Here is a 15,312-nt window from a genome sequence, read left to right as displayed (position 1 = left end):
GGCCAACGACCAACCGAACGTAAAGGGAAATGTTCAATGTCGAAATATGTTCACCCAACCTTCGGAGAGAAGGCCTTTACCTGCGTTTTTTGTGGGGTTCTAACAACAATGAGCTGGTATCCCCTAAGGACTTTCTGGGGAATGAGTCGAGGTTATGGGAGCACTGAGTTTCACCAATGCTATTGCGATCACTGTCAAGAATTCAGCCTTTGGATGGGGAATGGTGAAACGAAAGAAGGGGTTATGATTTTACCTTCGTCTGTGAACGCCCCTATGCCTCACGCCGACCTGCCTGATGAGTGCAAAAAGGACTTTAATGAAGCCCGTGAGATATCAGGCCAGTCCCCCAGAGGCTCGGCAGCCTTGCTCCGGCTGGCATTGCAAAAGCTCTGTTTGCACTTAGGGGGAGAAGGGAAAAACATCAATGACGACATCAAACTTCTTGTACAGAGAGGGCTTGCTCCCCAAGTTCAGCAGGCATTGGACCTCGTACGTGTTACAGGTAATCAGGCCGTGCATCCTGGCGAGATGTCTCTTGAGGACAGCCCTGAGCACGTTACGATTATGTTTGAGATGATCAATTTGATCGTAGAGGAGTTGATTGCTCGACCAAAACAAATAGCCGAACGCTTCAACAGCTTGCCAGCTGGAGCCCTAGCAGCCATTGCTAAGCGCGACGAGGCTAAAACATCTTAGTGGCTGTGGTGGTTCGAGTTGCCGCCGACATCGAGGACAGTCCCTGTCGCGTTGATGTTGCCATTCACACTCACATCACCGTTCACCTGCAGGTTGCCATTGAGGGTGACCTGCGGGATGTCCAGAGTCGCCGAGGGTGCCTTAACCACCACCGGTTCACCGGCTTCGACGGTGATGTTCCGACCGCACTTCAACAGCAGCTCCCCCACACAATCCAACGTCATCACCCCAACCGCACGGTCGTAGGTTGAGACCGTCCCATCACTGAACCGCACATAGTCGGTGTTCTCGTCGACCACGGGCGGCGGCTCGGCTGTTGAATAGATCCCGCCCAGGTAAACGCCACCCACACCGTCAGCGTCCAGCAGCACCGCGACCTGCTCATTCAACTCCGGCATCAACGGCCGGCGCTGTGTGGCCTGGGTGTTGCGCTGGGGCACGTTGAGCCAGAAGCTTTCGACGCCGTCCCGGTCGTCCAGGCGCACCCGGATACGACAAGTCACGTAGTCCACGGCGCTGACTTCGCCGTACTCCAGTTCAATGCCCATCAGGCTGTTGCCTCTTTCTTAATGCCGTAGGTCGACAGCGCCAAGTCGGGCTTCGTGCTGTTCTGGTTCATCGAGATCGAGGGCGCCGAAACGCGGCACGTCTTAAGGTCGACGATGTAGCCGCCGCTGCGGGTCATTTCATGCCGGGCTGAGGTGATCAGGTAGTTGCCGCCGAGCTTGCCGGCCGCTGCCAGCGTCACGATGTTGCCACTGACCAGGTTGGGCCGCCCCATGGCGGTCCAGGCACCTGTTGTGCGGTCGCGGTTGGCCTTGGCCAGCTCGGCTTTGGCTTTCGCCTTGGCCTCGTCGGCCGAGGCACTGCGCTTGCGCTTCTTCTTTGTGTCGCCGCTGGTCGTGGCCTTGCTGGAGCTGCTCGGCACCGCGACTGTTTCACCATTGACGATGGTGTACGAGATCAGCTTTTTGGTCGCCGGCTCCTTGTGCTTGACCTCAACGGCCTTCGGTACTTCGCGGATCTGATCGCGCAGCGTGACGTTTGCCAGGTCTCCCAGCACCAGGGATGCGACCGGGGCGCCCTTGACCAGCTCGCTGATGGCATGGAACACCATGCGCTTGCCGGTCACCTTGAACGCATAGTCGTACTCGCCCGCTAGGTTACGCAGAAACTCCAGATCAGACTCCTGTTGTGTCAGCCGGTCGAGCTTGATCGGCTCGATGCTGCCGATCAGCTCTAGCCCCTGACGTGTCGCCACCTGCTTGGCCACGGCATCCAAGGTCGTATTTTCGTAGGCCTTGTGTTCGGGCGTACGCAACGAACCGTTGATGCCCGTGCCCAGGGCGCGGATTGTCACCGAGGACGCCGGGCAGCGCAGCTCGATGCCATCGATTTCAAACCGGCCCACGGTGCGCAGTGGCTGCCCCTCCCAGCCGATGGACAGTGCGAGGGTATCGCCATGTCCCGGATACCAGGCATCGCGCCATTTGCCCTCAGTGTCTTCCAGCTCGACGTCCAGGCTGTCAGCCTGGCCAGACAAGAAGTCCATGTAGCTCAGCGACAGAAGGTGTTCGCTGATGTTGCGGGTGATGTTGCGCTGTTGGTACGTCAGCACGAAGCGCGCCTCGGGCACCAGTTCGGGGGTTATTGCATCCACGGCGGCAGATCCTCAGTTGTGGCCACGGGCTCCAGGATCGGTATGGCCAGGGTCAAACCTGCCGGCAACGCACCTGTGATCGGCACATGCTTGTTGGCTTCAACGATCGGCAAATACCGATGGGCATCGCCGTAGTATCGCCACGCCAGTTGATCCCAGCGTTCACCCTCGGTGGTGACATGGGTGAGAAACATCAAGATTTCCTCGTAAGGACTTGCGCGGCCAGGCCAGCAAGGCGAGTGCTCGCGCCGTCCATGGTGGCCAGCGCCTGATCAAGCGACTGACGGGACGCAGTGAACCGGTCGACGATGTTGCCGAGGTCGACCGGATCGAGCGCGGAGCGAGCGCCCGTCACACTGCTCAGCACGTCTTCACCAAGACGCGACAAATCGGCGCCGTCCTTGAGCAGCCCCGCGGCGGCCGTCAGCCCCTGCAAAGGCTCGATGGCGCGGGCGGTGACCCCCAGCAATTGCGGAACCTGGCCGAGGATCATCGAGGCGTTGCCGCTCTTCACCGTCTCGTACAGGTTCTGGCCGGCCTTGAGCATGTTGCCGGCCGTCTTGGCGTGACCGATCACCGCTTGCACGGTGCTGGGGGATGGCATCAGCCGTGAGATCAGTCCGGGCGATCCTGCAGCAGCTGCAGGCGTACCGCTCAAGGCAGTATCGAGTAGACCAGGATGAGCCACCTTGCGAGTGAAGGCGCCGGTATATTCCTTCAGGCTCAGTTGAACAGTCGCAGACTGGATCTGGCCCGTCGCGGTTCCACGGCGGATGGTGTTGCCGATGTTGGTGATGACGAAGGCGCCGTGATACTCGCCGGACCCCATCACGAACGCCAAGGGCTCATGCTTGGCCTTGGCCAGCCGCAGCGCCTTCAAGCGTGCCTCGGGATCGCCCAGCAGCGGATGCAGCTCAATGGTCAGGTTGCACTCGTCCAGCCCTTCACCAATCCATTCCAGCAACGGCTTGCCCTGGATACGGGCATGCTCGGCCCAATCGGCCGTGCCGCTGTGTTCCATGCCGGTGATGCCACCTGCTACTGTGAATTCGATATCGCCCAGGATGGCAAACATCAGGTCAGCCCTCCGTCACCCAAGCCATAGCTCAGGCGGCGCTTGTCGTGCATGTAGCGCTCCATTAGCCGCAGGAACTCGGGATAGTTGGCCTGTAGTCCTTGCTGAACCTGTTGTTGAACGCCAGCCCCACCAGCTACGGTGATTTGTGGGGAGAAGTTGATAACAGTTTGGCCGCCTGCAGCTGGAGCAGCACCAGGAGCAACACCGCCACCACCGCCCATCATGGCCGCTCTGGAAACGTTGGCCGGGTTCGGTGGTGCAAGGTCGACGCCCGATTGTGCTGCCATGCCGAGCGCCGCCTTGCGCACCATGCCGGCTTGCGCACTGATGCCAATCGCGGCGCCTTCGCTGATGTTTGCCCCGTAACCCATGAACACACGGCTCGGCGACTGGATACCGAGCGTCTCGGTAAACCAGCCTTTCACCGATGAACCGACACCGACCACGCTGTCTTTCAGCGACGTGGCCATGTTGCTGATGCCGTTGACCAGGCCTGTGACGATCATGCTGCCGAACTCGGTGAACTTGGCCGGCAGCTCAACGCCGAAGTAGCTCATGACTCCAGTGAACGCCCGATAGAAAAGGCCTAGCGGCGAGAAATTAACGATCAGCCCGGCTATACCGCTGAGACCACCGCTGAAGCCGGTCTTGATCTCGCCCCAAAGCCCCCCGAAGAACCCTTTGATGGGTTCCCAATAGCGATAGATCAGGTATGCCGATAGAGCGATACCCGTGACGAGCAAGCCGATGGGGTTCATCAGCAGGGCTCGACCAAGCCATAGCACCGTCTGGCCGACCAACTTCAGACCAAATAACAATGTACTGCCCAGGACTTTGCCCAAGGCCAGCGCTCCACGGGCAGCCATTAACAGCGGCGCGCCTAGGGCCATAGTCAGGCCACGCAAGAAGAGTCCGCTGTACCTAACGACCGTCACCAGGCCGCGCCCCGTGCGGGATAGGCCGGAGATTAATGGCGCGAACTTGCCCATTTGCCACATAGCACGCAGCAAGGTCCACTTGGCGGAAAGTGTGGTGACCGTGGTAGAGATGGCCACGAACGGCGATAGCACCAGGTTTGCCCCGTAGGCAACGCCGATGAAAGCCAACTTGCTAAGCAGGAGACCACCGACCAAGCCGACGATACCCTTTATCAAACCAGGGTTCTCGCCGGCCCAGGTGGCGAACGACTGCAGTACTGGCCTGACTGCCTGGGTTACGTCGACAAGTGCTGGAAGCAAGACGCTGCCGACAGTGATTCCGATATCCGACAGATTAATGGTCAGCGCCTTCAGCTGCTCCTTTGGGCTTTCCATGCGCTTGTTCCAGTCAGCATCAAGCCCGCCTTTATCTGCAGCATCGATACTGCCCTGTTGAATGCTGGCGAGATCCTTCTTATTGGCCATCGCCGGCCGAACGAAAGAAAGTACCTGCTGATCGGCGAACAGCTCCCCCAGCTTGTACGCTTCATTCAAACGGCTGAGGGCAATCTGCCGCTCTTTATCATCCGTGATGGCCATCACTTTCTGAAACTTATCAGCAGCCTCTGGCCCCTTACTACCTACATACTGAGTAATAACCTCCAGCATCGCCTGAACGGGAGTAAGACCTTTCCCGACCAAGTTTTTCATAGCGTCTGTTAAATCAATTCCGGCCCCTTCAAAAGCCTTAAGCGTGTCCTTCGCAGTTAACTTGGAAAGAAAGTTTTTGAAGTTGTTTGCCGCTTCGTCGTTGCTGCCTGCACCGCGCCGAGCGATCTGCAGAGAAGCGCCGATCTCCGCAACTGCACGCTCGCCAGTTACGCCTAGGGCGGCAAACTGAGGGGTAAGCTGCGGCAGCCACTTGGCCATGTCCGCTAGCTCAAACTGTCCGCTCTTGCCGGCAAAGGCCAGCATGTTCATTGAGCGCTCCAGACCTGCTGCACCAATGCCGAGATTGTCATTGAGCGCGATGGCCACCGACCCTAGGTCATCCATACTGGCGCGGGTAGCCGTAGCGGTTTTGGCCATCACTGGTGCATAGGCAGCCAATTCCTTGGCACTGGAGATACCACCGGCAATCAGGACCGCTGTGCCGGTGGCGACTTCAGTCTGTGTCTGATTCCACTTCAGTGCCGAAGCACGCATTACATTACTGAGTTCTGTCTCTTCGGCCGCGTTAAATCCACCAGTAATGGCGATGTCATTGGTTCGGTCCTTGAAGTCGATGGCAGTGCGCATCGACTGAACAACCGGCGCACCCAGTACAGCGCCAGTGCCAATGGTTTCCATGGCCTGGCCGCGAAGCTCGCCACGTTTGTTCTTGAGGGTTTCACCACGGGCGATGCTGGTGTTCAGGCGGTCCTGCTTGATCTTGAGTTGATCAATGGTTCTACCGGCCTGGTCGTACTGACGACGCATACGTTCGATTCCAGTACCACCACGAGCCAGGGACGCGGCCAGCTCGGTGCCCATGAGTTTCTGTTTGGCTGTCAGACCATCAGTTGCCCGGCCGAGCTGCTGCACGGTCGACTTGGCCGAACCGAATGCACCACTCAGGGTGCCAGAGACGACTGCCCCGATCCTTAATCCAACCCGAACTTCATTGGCCATAATTTTCTCTACGAGGGGCGACTATTGCTGGTAGCCGCCCTCCATTGCAGAAGGCGGCGTGCCGATGGTGGACATGGTGCTGGGGGTGTCAGCGGTTCATGCTCTCGGCGGCCTCCACCCGCCGGTTGATTTCACGCTCACAAGACTCGACCCAGCGCCAGTACGTGGTCATGTCCAGCCTGGCGATCTCAGACGGCTGCATCCTCAGCACCAGCAACAGTGCCTCGTCCCATGACTGCAACAGACTCTCCATCTCCTGCCACGTCCTGAAATGTCTCAGAGGGCACTCCGGTGACTGCCGGGACTCCCGCGACGGCAGGCTTTACCAGCACTTCAGCAAGGTCACCGCCTTCGGACATTACCCGTAGAACCTCGGTGGCCGACTTAGAGTCAGCGATATCGAACTCACCGAGATCTTCGATGGTGATGCCCAGCATTTTGGCGATAAGCATGGTTTCCATCTCGACTTCGGTTTTGGCGACTGCCTGGGCAGCGCTGATGTCTTTGCGCTTCAAGCGCTTGATGGGCAGCTTCGAGATTTCCTCGGCGCTGGGACTTTTGAAGGGAAACTTGAGGGTCAAGCTGATTGGTTCGGCCATCTTTGTTGCTCCAGGTTGTCGGTTTAATCGACTGCTTTAAGTGAGCCCTGAGCATCGCACCTGGCCGTGGCGCTGGCTTTTAATCGAGTTTAAAGAGAGGATTCCAGCATCTCGTTAGCGAGTCTTCACATACCCTTTGCATAGTTAAGCCAGGTGCCACGAATGGAAGATGAAGTAACAATCGAGCATGAAGGTATTGAATACTCGGCGTCTTATGCCGTGTACGGAGATACGTTGACGGTGTATCTACCCAATGGAGAACAGCGGGAAACAAGCCCACTCGGCGATCTGAGCCCTGAGAGCGCTGCACGCCCTCATCTACGCTCCTACATTAAAAGCGTGACACAGAAGAATGGGTAAGGAAACTCAGAATGGCAGCTGAAAATATCGAGCGTTTTAACATTCTAGTCGGAGCAATCTTTGCAAAGCTGTATGAGAGCTTTCCCGTACCATTAGCGCTCGACTCATCTGGCTTCGTGAATGAGCTAATAATTGGGGAGCGGGCACCAGGGGAGGAGAATATGCTGCGAAGAGAAGATGGTGTATTTCTCTTGGCTACAATTACCTGGCTTGGAAACCATGGCTACATTCGTCACGGAATTCTCCATCCAAATGGCGGACTGGAGTGCGTATTAACTGCTCAGACCTTGAGTGTGCTATCCGCCGTTCCGGAGAGCTTAGAGGTCAAAGGCCCATCCATGGGCGAACAGCTCGTGACATCAGCAAAAGAAGGTATGACAAGCAAGGTCAAAGAGCTTGCTTCTGACTTCTTGAACAAAGCCGTAACCTATGGCGCGAAGGCAGCGATCGACTTCGCAAATTCCTAGTTACGTCTGGCCGATATTCTTCCGGTACTTGGACAGCTGGTCTTCACCGCCGACCCGGAAGATATTGGACAGGTAGTCCAGCAACACCACCTCGTCACCGTTGATTAACTGGCGCACGTAGGTGGACGAGAACGGAGTCTCGTATTTGGTCGGGTCACGTGGTTTGTGACTACCCAGCTGATACTCCTTGCCGGTGATGGTCATTATCGTGACCAACGGGATCTCGTCGACCAGGCCGCCGTTGTTGAACACCTGGACGTTGGAGCGGCATTGCAACTGGATGCTCTTGAACGGAGTCACCAGTTTCTTTGCCGCTTCAGCGTATAGGCTGTTCCAGGTGATCTTGCCTTCCAGCTTATCGATGCCATCCGGCAGCTCGATCAGACCGACCATGCCCAGCCCCTGGAAGTCGCTGGATACTGTCTTGATTGAGCCGAGATCGATCTCTTCGCACTTGCCGAAGAAGCTGGTGCCGTCGAGGTAGATGTTGGCGTTGGAAATACGGTGCGCGCTAAAGCCGGCCATTATTGAGCCCCCAGATTGACCAGGTATTCCCCGGTGATTTCAGTTTCAAAGGTGCCGCGCTCGAACGGCACAGGTACCCCGAGTTTGTAGCTGAACAGGACGTGTCCCAGCTCCAGTTCGGTTTGCGGATTCCGGGCGGGGTCATACCAGCACTCGCCGCCGAGAAGCGCCTCGTCGCCAACCAGCTTGCGGATGAACAGATTCACGCTTTCGGTGACGCTGGTGATCAGCGAGCTGGTAACAGGCCGATCAACGAACTGCAGCGCGCTGTAGCGAATGGATTCGTCCACCACGTCCTTGGTGCGCCGCACGTTTTCAAAGTTGCGAGTGCTGGTCACCGTAGGCCAGGCGGCAGAGCGGTTACCCCACAGACGCAACCCCGTACCGAAAGAGTTGAAGACGGTGGTGATGCCGTTTTCGTTGAGCAGGTTGACCTCGCTATTCGGATCATCCACTCGCGCACTCAATGGCCGCTCCAGACCGATCACGCCAACCAGTTCCTGGTTCGACATGCTCCACCAGTACCCATTGTCGTTATCGATCTTGGCGCGCAGGCCCGCCGCACGAATCGACAGCGGCTGCAGACGTGCGCCATCGGTCGCGGCGTCGTATACCTTCATATGCGGATAGCACAGGCGCACACGGTCACTGCTGGTGTTGAAGTTGATAGAACCGGCAGGACCACGCCCTGCAATAGCTTGCTGGACCGTGATGCCAATAGGAGCGTCGATGTAGGCCATTGCACTGACTTGTTCGGCCGAGGCGATCAACTCAACACTCACAGAGTTCAGGGTGCTGAAGCCCGGCGCGATGAAGATCTTCGGGAAGTACCCGAGCAGGTTATAGCTGTCCTGGAAAGCTTTTAGGCCGGTACGCCGGCCGGCGACGGTGACACCGCCGATGATGTCGGCCGGAGTCACTTTGCTCGGGTCGGCGTAGGTGTAATCCGCTTTCACCTGGGCGTTGGCGGGAATGCTTCCGGTCGCCAAGCGCGTCACTCGCCCAGTCAGAATATTGGCGGTGTAGTCAGTGCCCAGGTTGTAGGTGGTTTCGCCATCGGCCGACTTGATCGCCAGTACCTGCAGCGCACCGTGTTCCAGCTGCAGCAGCTCGTTATCCCCGAACTGCTTTTCCTGGCCCACAACGTTGGTGCGGTGAATCGCCGGATCGAGGACGTTGACAACCAGCACCGTACCGGCGCCGAAGGCATAGATGCCGACCAGGGCTTCAGGAATGCTGAAGCCGGTGAGGTGCGAACCGAACTGAGCGGCGTCTGCTTCGTTCAGCGATTGGGTCAGCTCATTGACCGGTCCGATGGGTGCGGTGCCTACCAGGGCGATGACCGCAGATTTGACCACACGGATGGGCCGAGGGCCGCGTTCGACCTCGATGGTCTCGATACCATGCAAATAGTTAGCTGCCATTGGGCTTACTCCTGTCCAGGTTTCTGAGGCGCGACAGCAGTCTTACCGGCCGGCTTCGCTTCAGGTGGTGCAAGCACCAGGTGCTTGAGTTCGAGTAGCACCAGGGTGTACTCGTGATCGGCCGGCAGATCGACGGGTTTGCCCGGCAGCAGCTGCACGTCCAGCGGTTCGCGGGCTTCGCCTACCCGCAGAGTGGCGCCGCTCTGCGGGCCGTTATAGATGTAGCGGGTCAGTTTCATGGGTACTCCTCAAAACGGGGTTCGGTCAGCAGAGGCCCACTTTCGGGACCCATGACCTGCAGTTGAGTGGCACGCAGGGCGAAGTCCTGGGCGTACTGCCAGAGTCCCCCCGCCTGGCCGATGTACTGCTCGGCGACTGGACGGCAGGCCTGATCGCAGTGCGGTGCAAACCAGCCCGTCAGACAGGCACGGATTTCGTCGAGGTAGCTGACCACTCCGTCCTTTCCGTTGAGCTGGCGAAACACCAGGGTCAACCTGATGACGATATTGCGAGCCTGAAACATCGAGTCGCTGGCCTCGGACCCGCCGAAGGTCGATTTGCCGTAGGCCAGCAAGATCGAACCCCGTGGGTGGTTGAGGCGGTAACGTGCCGGGTCTTCAGGAAACAGCTCGACCATCAGCTCTGTCCCGAAGGTCTCCTGCAGGAGCTTCTGCATGGCGTCCAGCAGCTGCTTGGTTTGGGTTTTGGGCTGGGCCATCAGTAACGCTCCAAGAGGTCACCGCCGAACTGCTGACGGCGGGCACGAACGCGGATCTCGCCAGGCTCAGGGGCAGCCTGCCCATCAGGCATGCCCATGGTCACCACGCCGTCGCGGATGCTTTCCAGGAGCTTGATGGTGTCCTTGCGGCTGTCTTTCACCGCGTCGGGCAATGCCCCTTCGGGCCGGCGCTGATACAGCCAGTGCCGGGCAAGGTACACCACTGCATCGCGCAACACGGTCGGAACCGGATCGAGCGGCAGGTTGTAGCGGCCGCGAAGGTAACCGTCGACCAGCTCTTCAGCCTGGCGAACGCCGTCCTCAATGACGTCCTCGTTGGGCTCCATCGCGGCGGGGTCGTCGTTGGAGAGCTGAACCAGGGTTATCTCCGGGATGGCCTTGCCGATATCGGCGCGAGTGCAGTAGCGCATGGGTTAGCCCGCCTTCAGCTCGACCAGGGCTTCAGGGAACAGACACATAGCCAACGGGTTGGCCTGAGCTTCCAGATCCCAGCCCTTACCCAGCTTGCGCTCCTCGGCCTTGCTGTAGAACGGTTGGCCGATGGTGTTGACGGTTTCGTTGTAGTTCGCCGGAGCGTTGAACATGCGAAATACGCCGCGTGCCACGGGAAACACCTGGGCAATGTCGGCCGGAATAAAACGCTGACCGCTGACGGTGACGTCGTACTCGATGAACTCGATACCGCCGAAGGTAAAGCCCGAGCGCACATCACCGCCGAGACGGTCCTGGGCTTCCTGGTAGTTGGCAAACGCCGCCTTGACCTTTTCGTGGTCAATCAACGCATCGAACCAGTCGGGGCCACACAGTGCCCGGAAACCGGTGACCATCACGCCAGCCAGCTTGGATTCGGAAAAACGCTTCGCGTCGAGGCACGCCTTGCGCACGTTGGTTCCGGCATTGCTGAGTGGCACGGTGACTTTCTTCTGGGTGACCTCGAACTCTTTATAGAGGTCGGTGATGACTTCGCCATCAGCATCCAGCAGCTTGCCGCGAAGCGCGCCCACACGCTGAAATTCGCGGGTGGCTTCGATGCTGTTTTTCAGCTCCTGCAGATTGTCATTGATCACCGTCACCACAGGCGCGGCGGTGTCTTCCTGGCCGAACGCAGCAACGCCCTGCAGTTGACTAGGCAGGATCGGCCGGTTGAGTGGCAGGTGCAGTGTTTCAAAGGTGCGGCGTTTACGCTTGCCGCCTTTGATCGGGGCGGGATCATCGCTGCGCGAGGTGTTGGGCACCAATACCAGGCGGCCCTCGCGCTCATCGATAACAACGCTGGTACTGGTGACACCTTTTTCATCGAACAGCCCCATGGCCCCGACTTTGCCGGGAATCGCGGGAAGCTTGTTCACGGCTGCGGTGAGGTTGGCAACACTGAACATGTCTTGCAGATTCATGGAGTACTCCAGATTAAAGGGCTGTGCGGGCAACGATGCCCAGGGCGTTGAGTTCGTCCAGGGCGGTGGCCTTCTGGGGTTCGGTGATGCCTGCCGGCCAGGCCAGCTCGGCGAGATCGACGGTGGCGCCACGAGAAATCACCAGGCCTGGCTGATCTCCGGCCGTTGCGTCCACGGCTTCGAGCAGAATCGCCGCTGACTTTTTGGCCGCGCCAGTACCGGCGAGATCGAGCACCTGGTACTTGCCAGAGACTTTTGCCAGTACCTGGCCGAACAGGTAGTTCGGCCCGCCCAGCAACGTGACCTTATCTTTCGTCCAGCCGGCGCAGACTTCGACCAGGAGCAAATCACCTGGGTCTTTCGGTTGAGTAAACGTGGCCATAGGGCCTCCTATCGTTGAGAGCGGGCTTCGGCGTCAGCCAACAGCGGGTTGGTGGATTGAGTTGCGGCCTTGCCTGCGCGGTGCTTGGTCGCGACCTCCGCGAAGCTGACGCCGCCAGCCAGGTCGCTGAAGATCGCCTTCAGACCATCGGTCAAGGGCTCGCGGGCGTCGTCTTCGCCGAACTCCAGCGGCGTTTTGCTCGACTCGGCGTAGTCCAGTGCGGCAATGACCGCTGGGGCGTGCACCGGCTTCATGCCCGCCGCAACCAGTTTCTCGGCGTACTCGACGTTCGACGCATGGATAGCGTCTTGCTCGGCGGTGAGGTCAGCCTTTTCGCGTTTGGCGATGTCGGCCCTCAGGCGTTTGTTCTCCGCCTCCAGGGCGGCCTGTTCCGTTGGGGTCACGGTGTGTTCCTCGGTGGTGGGTTTGCTGAGTGGGGTGGGTTCAGTGAATGAAGGACGGTCGTCTTCGCGGCGCGACTCGGCCAACAGGTTGTCTACGTCCCAACCAGGAACAACCCGGTCAGCGGTTTCCTGGCCGAACTGGTCGATGAACCAGTCACGCAGACGACGGAAGATCCCGGCCGAAACGGCATCGCCGAAGTCGCCGAACTCGATTTCCAGGACACCCTCGCCATCGTCAAATTCAATGTCGGACAGGCCTTTGATTGCAGGCGGTTGGGCGCCGAGGAAACCGATATGCCGCAGGTAGTAGACGCCCGGCTTGGGGTTGCGTGGATCAGTAGGGGCGTACCAGGACGCAGAGCGCGGATACCAGGTGCCCGCCGCCACACCTTCGGCGAAGTCGTTGTGGACCTGCTCAGGTACTGCCGTTGCTTCGCCCTTGGGGTTGCGGCTGATGGACCGGACCCAGCCATATGCCGGCCCGTTGTCCTTGGGGTGACCGATGACTAGGGGTGCCCGATGCAACGCAGGGTCGTAACCGCTGATGGATGCCGCAAGGTCTGCCTCGGTGAACTCGACAGTTCGACCCTGGCTATCGACATGCTTACCGGCACGAAAAAAAGGAATGGTTTTCATGGTCTGTGCACTTCAGTTGAAGGTGATGCACACAGACTGAGCCAATGCTCGGCCGAAGACTTTTAATCGAGTTTAAAGAGTGTTGCGAAAGGACTCAGTATCGTCCTTTGAGGTGCTTCGTCACTGTGAAGGGCTCGAAAATCGGGCCGGATCGAACGTGGTTCATTAAATTCCAGTAGCAGCTTTTGGCGTAAGAGTTCTCAAGCTGCTTAGGATATTGGAATCTATACCTCGGTGTGCCGTCGTCCGCAGGAGTGAAACTGCGGGAGTACTCTGGCTTGAGATAGTTTTGAATCCCCCATGACAACCCATTCAAAAACTCAGCGATGGTACTGGCGTGGTATGCACAAACGTTGTCGTGGAAAATCTCAAATATTTCCTCTTGGACAAGCATCGCTTGATATAACTCGACTGTCTTGCCTGCTTTCTGAAGGAGACGCTGCAATTCCTCAGCTACTCCGACAGATCGTAAAGAGTTGTGTTTTGAGAGAGTGCCGACGATCTTCAGCAGCAAGTGTCTGGGGATATGAACTTCGACCTCTAGATCTAATGATGGCAACCAAAGATCGACGGCAATTTCTACATGGAGCCAATCAGCAAAAGCTTCCACCGCATTTCTTAGGTCAGACTCAGAATCGTTTACCGTGAAGTTTGGTGCGTTAGCGATAGCTCTCAATGCTCTGAGATAAGGAACAGGCGGAACAGGTGCTTTCTTGTCAGTCTGTGATAAAAAATCTACTAGTGCGATGAAAAAGAATTGCTGATGCGTCATCGTTTTGAATTGGACGTTCTTGTCGTCTCCCTCACCAACCACTGCCATCAGTTCGTAGTTGACCATTGACTTGAGCAGCTCAACTACAGCAGAGAGGTAAACAACCTCTTCTTCCATTTTATTCATCTGGCTCATCGCACCCCTCACTTTTACGCACAGCCCTGCACCCAGAGCCCCCCAATAAGCCTTTATAAAGCGTTTATGACGCTTTTCCAGTGGTCGTGATGATGAACCGGAGCAGTGCGCATGCTGGGGCGTCTCTGAGGGCCTTACAGGCGAGCGGCGGTTTCCAGGTGACTCATGGCCAGATCCAGGATGGCCTCTTCTGCTTCGGGCTGCAGCTCGCCCTCGGCGTCCATCGGCAAGTAGGGACGACCTGGAATGTCTCCCCATAGGTGGGGGAAGTCCGACTTAGTGCCGCCGAACTGCTGCATAGCGGCGTAGGGTTTGTTGCTGCCGACCAGCGCCGAGCTGTCGGTCGCCTGCGTCGTGATCGAAGCGGCCAGGCCTGCAGAGCTGACCTGGAGCATCTGCCCAGGCCAGTTACCGTTTTTCTCCCGGCGTGCCGTGGTGACATCGGACAGGCCTTCCCATTCGGGCCGACCTTCCTCGCCGAAGTTTTCTTCGGTCTGACTGAGCAGCTCGGCGGCGACGCCGCGCATCAGCGGTGCGAGATCTCCAACGGCCCATTCGATTTTGCGTAGGGCGTCCTGTACGCGTTGGTGATCCAGTTCAACGGTGAACATTTCAAACCTCCTGAGCGGCTGCTTGTTTGCGCTTCAGCATGTCGGCCAGGCCAGTACCTGGTGCATGGTTGAAGCCTGGGTCGGTGCGGAACGTAATGGCCTTGCCTGCCGCGTCTGTTGTGCGAATGCCGGTGACGGGGACGGTGCGGATCTCGCCTGTACGTTTGTCGGTGTCGGTTTCCACGGTATCGGTGAACATGCGCCCCTCGCTCGACACGACCTTCAGGCCTCGGCGCTTCACAGCCGCCTCGGTCAAGGCGACAACACGGCAACGGCAGTTGAACCCATTCGGCGGGTAGATCGCCGACCAGACAGGATCGTCATGCCGGAACACCTGGCCATTTAGTGCCCGGTGGCTCGGTCGGGTCTTGCCATCCAGGATGGCCACATACTTCCAGTACGGGTGCGTCTCGGTGGTTTGTTCCATTTCGACTTTGCGGCCGGCCATGTAAGCCGACTGCAGGTTGGTCTGATAGATCGTCTTGAGACGGCGCGGGCTGCCCAGCTGGACTAACTCGCCGATGCCTTCACTGTCGACAATGACCTGTTGCCCCCACCAGCCTTGCGATTCCAGGACCGGTTGCAGATCGGCGATGAACTGCTTGAGGGTCTGGCCTTCCTGCAGTGCGGTTTCCAGGGCGGCGCGAATGTCCGAGAGCAGATCAAGGCGCATGGCCTTCGCAACGGTGAAGGATTGGTCGTGCGCCTGGTCGAGCATGTCCTGCCAGCTCCAGGTGATCGCGTAGCCTTTGGACTTTAAGTAGGCCACAGCGTTTTTCGGCTCCATGCCGAAGATGGCCTTGAGGTCGGCCGGGGTCGGGGTCTTCGCAGCAGTAGCCATT

The 15,312-nt window shown here is 58.4% G+C and carries 19 protein-coding genes; 2 read left to right on the top strand and 17 right to left on the bottom strand.

Annotated features, from left to right (window positions below):
* Positions 1-36: 36 nt before the first annotated feature.
* Positions 37-696 (top strand): DUF4145 domain-containing protein, encoded by a 660-nt coding sequence (locus BTN82_RS15185; RefSeq protein WP_075119944.1) that lies wholly within the window; start codon positions 37-39, stop codon positions 694-696.
* Here the strand turns inward: BTN82_RS15185 and BTN82_RS15180 are convergent.
* The 6 genes from BTN82_RS15180 to BTN82_RS15155 form a co-directional block, all read right to left on the bottom strand.
* Complete coding sequence (locus BTN82_RS15180) at positions 693-1,244, bottom strand: phage baseplate assembly protein V (RefSeq protein ID WP_075119943.1); 552 nt, start codon at positions 1,242-1,244, stop codon at positions 693-695. The two genes, BTN82_RS15185 and BTN82_RS15180, sit on opposite strands and share 4 nt — an antisense overlap.
* A complete protein-coding gene (locus tag BTN82_RS15175) occupies positions 1,244-2,356 on the bottom strand; it encodes a phage late control D family protein (RefSeq protein WP_075119942.1) in 1,113 nt (370 codons plus the stop codon). The genes BTN82_RS15180 and BTN82_RS15175 overlap by 1 nt, the downstream gene beginning before the upstream one ends.
* Positions 2,344-2,550, bottom strand: a complete 207-nt coding sequence (locus tag BTN82_RS15170) for a tail protein X (RefSeq protein ID WP_075119941.1) — start codon at positions 2,548-2,550, stop codon at positions 2,344-2,346. The genes BTN82_RS15175 and BTN82_RS15170 overlap by 13 nt, the downstream gene beginning before the upstream one ends.
* Positions 2,550-3,431, bottom strand: coding sequence for a phage tail protein (locus BTN82_RS15165; protein ID WP_075119940.1), 882 nt, complete (start codon positions 3,429-3,431; stop codon positions 2,550-2,552). The genes BTN82_RS15170 and BTN82_RS15165 overlap by 1 nt, the downstream gene beginning before the upstream one ends.
* Positions 3,431-6,022, bottom strand: coding sequence for a phage tail tape measure protein (locus BTN82_RS15160; RefSeq protein WP_075119939.1), 2,592 nt, complete (start codon positions 6,020-6,022; stop codon positions 3,431-3,433). Before BTN82_RS15160 ends, BTN82_RS15165 begins: the two co-directional genes overlap by 1 nt.
* 188 nt (positions 6,023-6,210) lie before the next feature.
* Positions 6,211-6,621 (bottom strand): phage tail assembly protein, encoded by a 411-nt coding sequence (locus tag BTN82_RS15155; RefSeq protein ID WP_081375478.1) that lies wholly within the window; start codon positions 6,619-6,621, stop codon positions 6,211-6,213.
* A gap of 371 nt (positions 6,622-6,992) precedes the next feature.
* Between BTN82_RS15155 and BTN82_RS15150 the strand changes: the two genes are divergently transcribed.
* Complete coding sequence (locus BTN82_RS15150; protein WP_075119938.1) at positions 6,993-7,448, top strand: hypothetical protein; 456 nt, start codon at positions 6,993-6,995, stop codon at positions 7,446-7,448.
* Here BTN82_RS15150 and BTN82_RS15145 read toward each other — a convergent pair whose 3' ends face one another.
* The 11 genes from BTN82_RS15145 to BTN82_RS15095 form a co-directional block, all read right to left on the bottom strand.
* Positions 7,449-7,973 carry a phage major tail tube protein gene (locus tag BTN82_RS15145; protein WP_075119937.1) on the bottom strand — a complete coding sequence of 175 codons (525 nt, stop codon included), beginning with the start codon at positions 7,971-7,973 and terminating at the stop codon, positions 7,449-7,451.
* Positions 7,973-9,397, bottom strand: coding sequence for a phage tail sheath subtilisin-like domain-containing protein (locus BTN82_RS15140; protein WP_075119936.1), 1,425 nt, complete (start codon positions 9,395-9,397; stop codon positions 7,973-7,975). Before BTN82_RS15140 ends, BTN82_RS15145 begins: the two co-directional genes overlap by 1 nt.
* Positions 9,398-9,402: 5 nt before the next feature.
* Entirely contained in the window at positions 9,403-9,636 is a 234-nt protein-coding gene (locus BTN82_RS15135) for a hypothetical protein (protein ID WP_075119935.1), read from the bottom strand.
* Entirely contained in the window at positions 9,633-10,115 is a 483-nt protein-coding gene (locus tag BTN82_RS15130) for a Gp37 family protein (protein ID WP_075119934.1), read from the bottom strand. Before BTN82_RS15130 ends, BTN82_RS15135 begins: the two co-directional genes overlap by 4 nt.
* Positions 10,115-10,546, bottom strand: coding sequence for a gp436 family protein (locus BTN82_RS15125; RefSeq protein ID WP_075119933.1), 432 nt, complete (start codon positions 10,544-10,546; stop codon positions 10,115-10,117). The genes BTN82_RS15130 and BTN82_RS15125 overlap by 1 nt, the downstream gene beginning before the upstream one ends.
* A 3-nt stretch (positions 10,547-10,549) precedes the next feature.
* Positions 10,550-11,530, bottom strand: coding sequence for a major capsid protein (locus BTN82_RS15120; RefSeq protein WP_075119932.1), 981 nt, complete (start codon positions 11,528-11,530; stop codon positions 10,550-10,552).
* A 13-nt stretch (positions 11,531-11,543) separates the two neighbouring features.
* Entirely contained in the window at positions 11,544-11,912 is a 369-nt protein-coding gene (locus tag BTN82_RS15115; RefSeq protein ID WP_075119931.1) for a head decoration protein, read from the bottom strand.
* Positions 11,913-11,920: 8 nt separating this feature from the next.
* Positions 11,921-12,952: a peptidase gene (locus BTN82_RS15110; protein WP_075119930.1), complete on the bottom strand. Its 1,032-nt coding sequence runs from the start codon at positions 12,950-12,952 to the stop codon at positions 11,921-11,923.
* A gap of 94 nt (positions 12,953-13,046) precedes the next feature.
* On the bottom strand, positions 13,047-13,859 hold the full coding sequence (locus BTN82_RS30735) for a hypothetical protein (RefSeq protein WP_081375477.1): 813 nt from the start codon (positions 13,857-13,859) through the stop codon (positions 13,047-13,049).
* 134 nt (positions 13,860-13,993) lie between these two features.
* Positions 13,994-14,470, bottom strand: coding sequence for a phage virion morphogenesis protein (locus BTN82_RS15100; RefSeq protein ID WP_075119929.1), 477 nt, complete (start codon positions 14,468-14,470; stop codon positions 13,994-13,996).
* Between the two features lies 1 nt (position 14,471).
* Positions 14,472-15,311, bottom strand: coding sequence for a phage minor head protein (locus BTN82_RS15095; protein WP_075119928.1), 840 nt, complete (start codon positions 15,309-15,311; stop codon positions 14,472-14,474).
* Position 15,312: the final 1 nt, after the last annotated feature.

Source organism: Pseudomonas chlororaphis (assembly GCF_001921865.1).
GTDB lineage: Bacteria > Pseudomonadota > Gammaproteobacteria > Pseudomonadales > Pseudomonadaceae > Aquipseudomonas > Aquipseudomonas chlororaphis_D.
This window is presented reverse-complemented; position numbering and strand designations above follow the sequence as displayed.

Excerpts from the sequence above, each read along its gene's own strand:
- BTN82_RS15185 (WP_075119944.1), top strand. The coding sequence starts at position 37 with ATGTCGAAATATGTTCACCCAACCTTCGGAGAGAAGGCCTTTACCTGC.
- BTN82_RS15180 (WP_075119943.1), bottom strand. The coding sequence starts at position 1,244 with ATGGGCATTGAACTGGAGTACGGCGAAGTCAGCGCCGTGGACTACGTG.
- BTN82_RS15170 (WP_075119941.1), bottom strand. The coding sequence starts at position 2,550 with ATGTTTCTCACCCATGTCACCACCGAGGGTGAACGCTGGGATCAACTG.
- BTN82_RS15165 (WP_075119940.1), bottom strand. The coding sequence starts at position 3,431 with ATGTTTGCCATCCTGGGCGATATCGAATTCACAGTAGCAGGTGGCATC.
- BTN82_RS15160 (WP_075119939.1), bottom strand. The coding sequence starts at position 6,022 with ATGGCCAATGAAGTTCGGGTTGGATTAAGGATCGGGGCAGTCGTCTCT.
- BTN82_RS15155 (WP_081375478.1), bottom strand. The coding sequence starts at position 6,621 with ATGGCCGAACCAATCAGCTTGACCCTCAAGTTTCCCTTCAAAAGTCCC.
- BTN82_RS15150 (WP_075119938.1), top strand. The coding sequence starts at position 6,993 with ATGGCAGCTGAAAATATCGAGCGTTTTAACATTCTAGTCGGAGCAATC.
- BTN82_RS15145 (WP_075119937.1), bottom strand. The coding sequence starts at position 7,973 with ATGGCCGGCTTTAGCGCGCACCGTATTTCCAACGCCAACATCTACCTC.
- BTN82_RS15140 (WP_075119936.1), bottom strand. The coding sequence starts at position 9,397 with ATGGCAGCTAACTATTTGCATGGTATCGAGACCATCGAGGTCGAACGC.
- BTN82_RS15135 (WP_075119935.1), bottom strand. The coding sequence starts at position 9,636 with ATGAAACTGACCCGCTACATCTATAACGGCCCGCAGAGCGGCGCCACT.
- BTN82_RS15130 (WP_075119934.1), bottom strand. The coding sequence starts at position 10,115 with ATGGCCCAGCCCAAAACCCAAACCAAGCAGCTGCTGGACGCCATGCAG.
- BTN82_RS15125 (WP_075119933.1), bottom strand. The coding sequence starts at position 10,546 with ATGCGCTACTGCACTCGCGCCGATATCGGCAAGGCCATCCCGGAGATA.
- BTN82_RS15120 (WP_075119932.1), bottom strand. The coding sequence starts at position 11,530 with ATGAATCTGCAAGACATGTTCAGTGTTGCCAACCTCACCGCAGCCGTG.
- BTN82_RS15115 (WP_075119931.1), bottom strand. The coding sequence starts at position 11,912 with ATGGCCACGTTTACTCAACCGAAAGACCCAGGTGATTTGCTCCTGGTC.
- BTN82_RS15110 (WP_075119930.1), bottom strand. The coding sequence starts at position 12,952 with ATGAAAACCATTCCTTTTTTTCGTGCCGGTAAGCATGTCGATAGCCAG.
- BTN82_RS30735 (WP_081375477.1), bottom strand. The coding sequence starts at position 13,859 with ATGAGCCAGATGAATAAAATGGAAGAAGAGGTTGTTTACCTCTCTGCT.
- BTN82_RS15100 (WP_075119929.1), bottom strand. The coding sequence starts at position 14,470 with ATGTTCACCGTTGAACTGGATCACCAACGCGTACAGGACGCCCTACGC.
- BTN82_RS15095 (WP_075119928.1), bottom strand. The coding sequence starts at position 15,311 with ATGGCTACTGCTGCGAAGACCCCGACCCCGGCCGACCTCAAGGCCATC.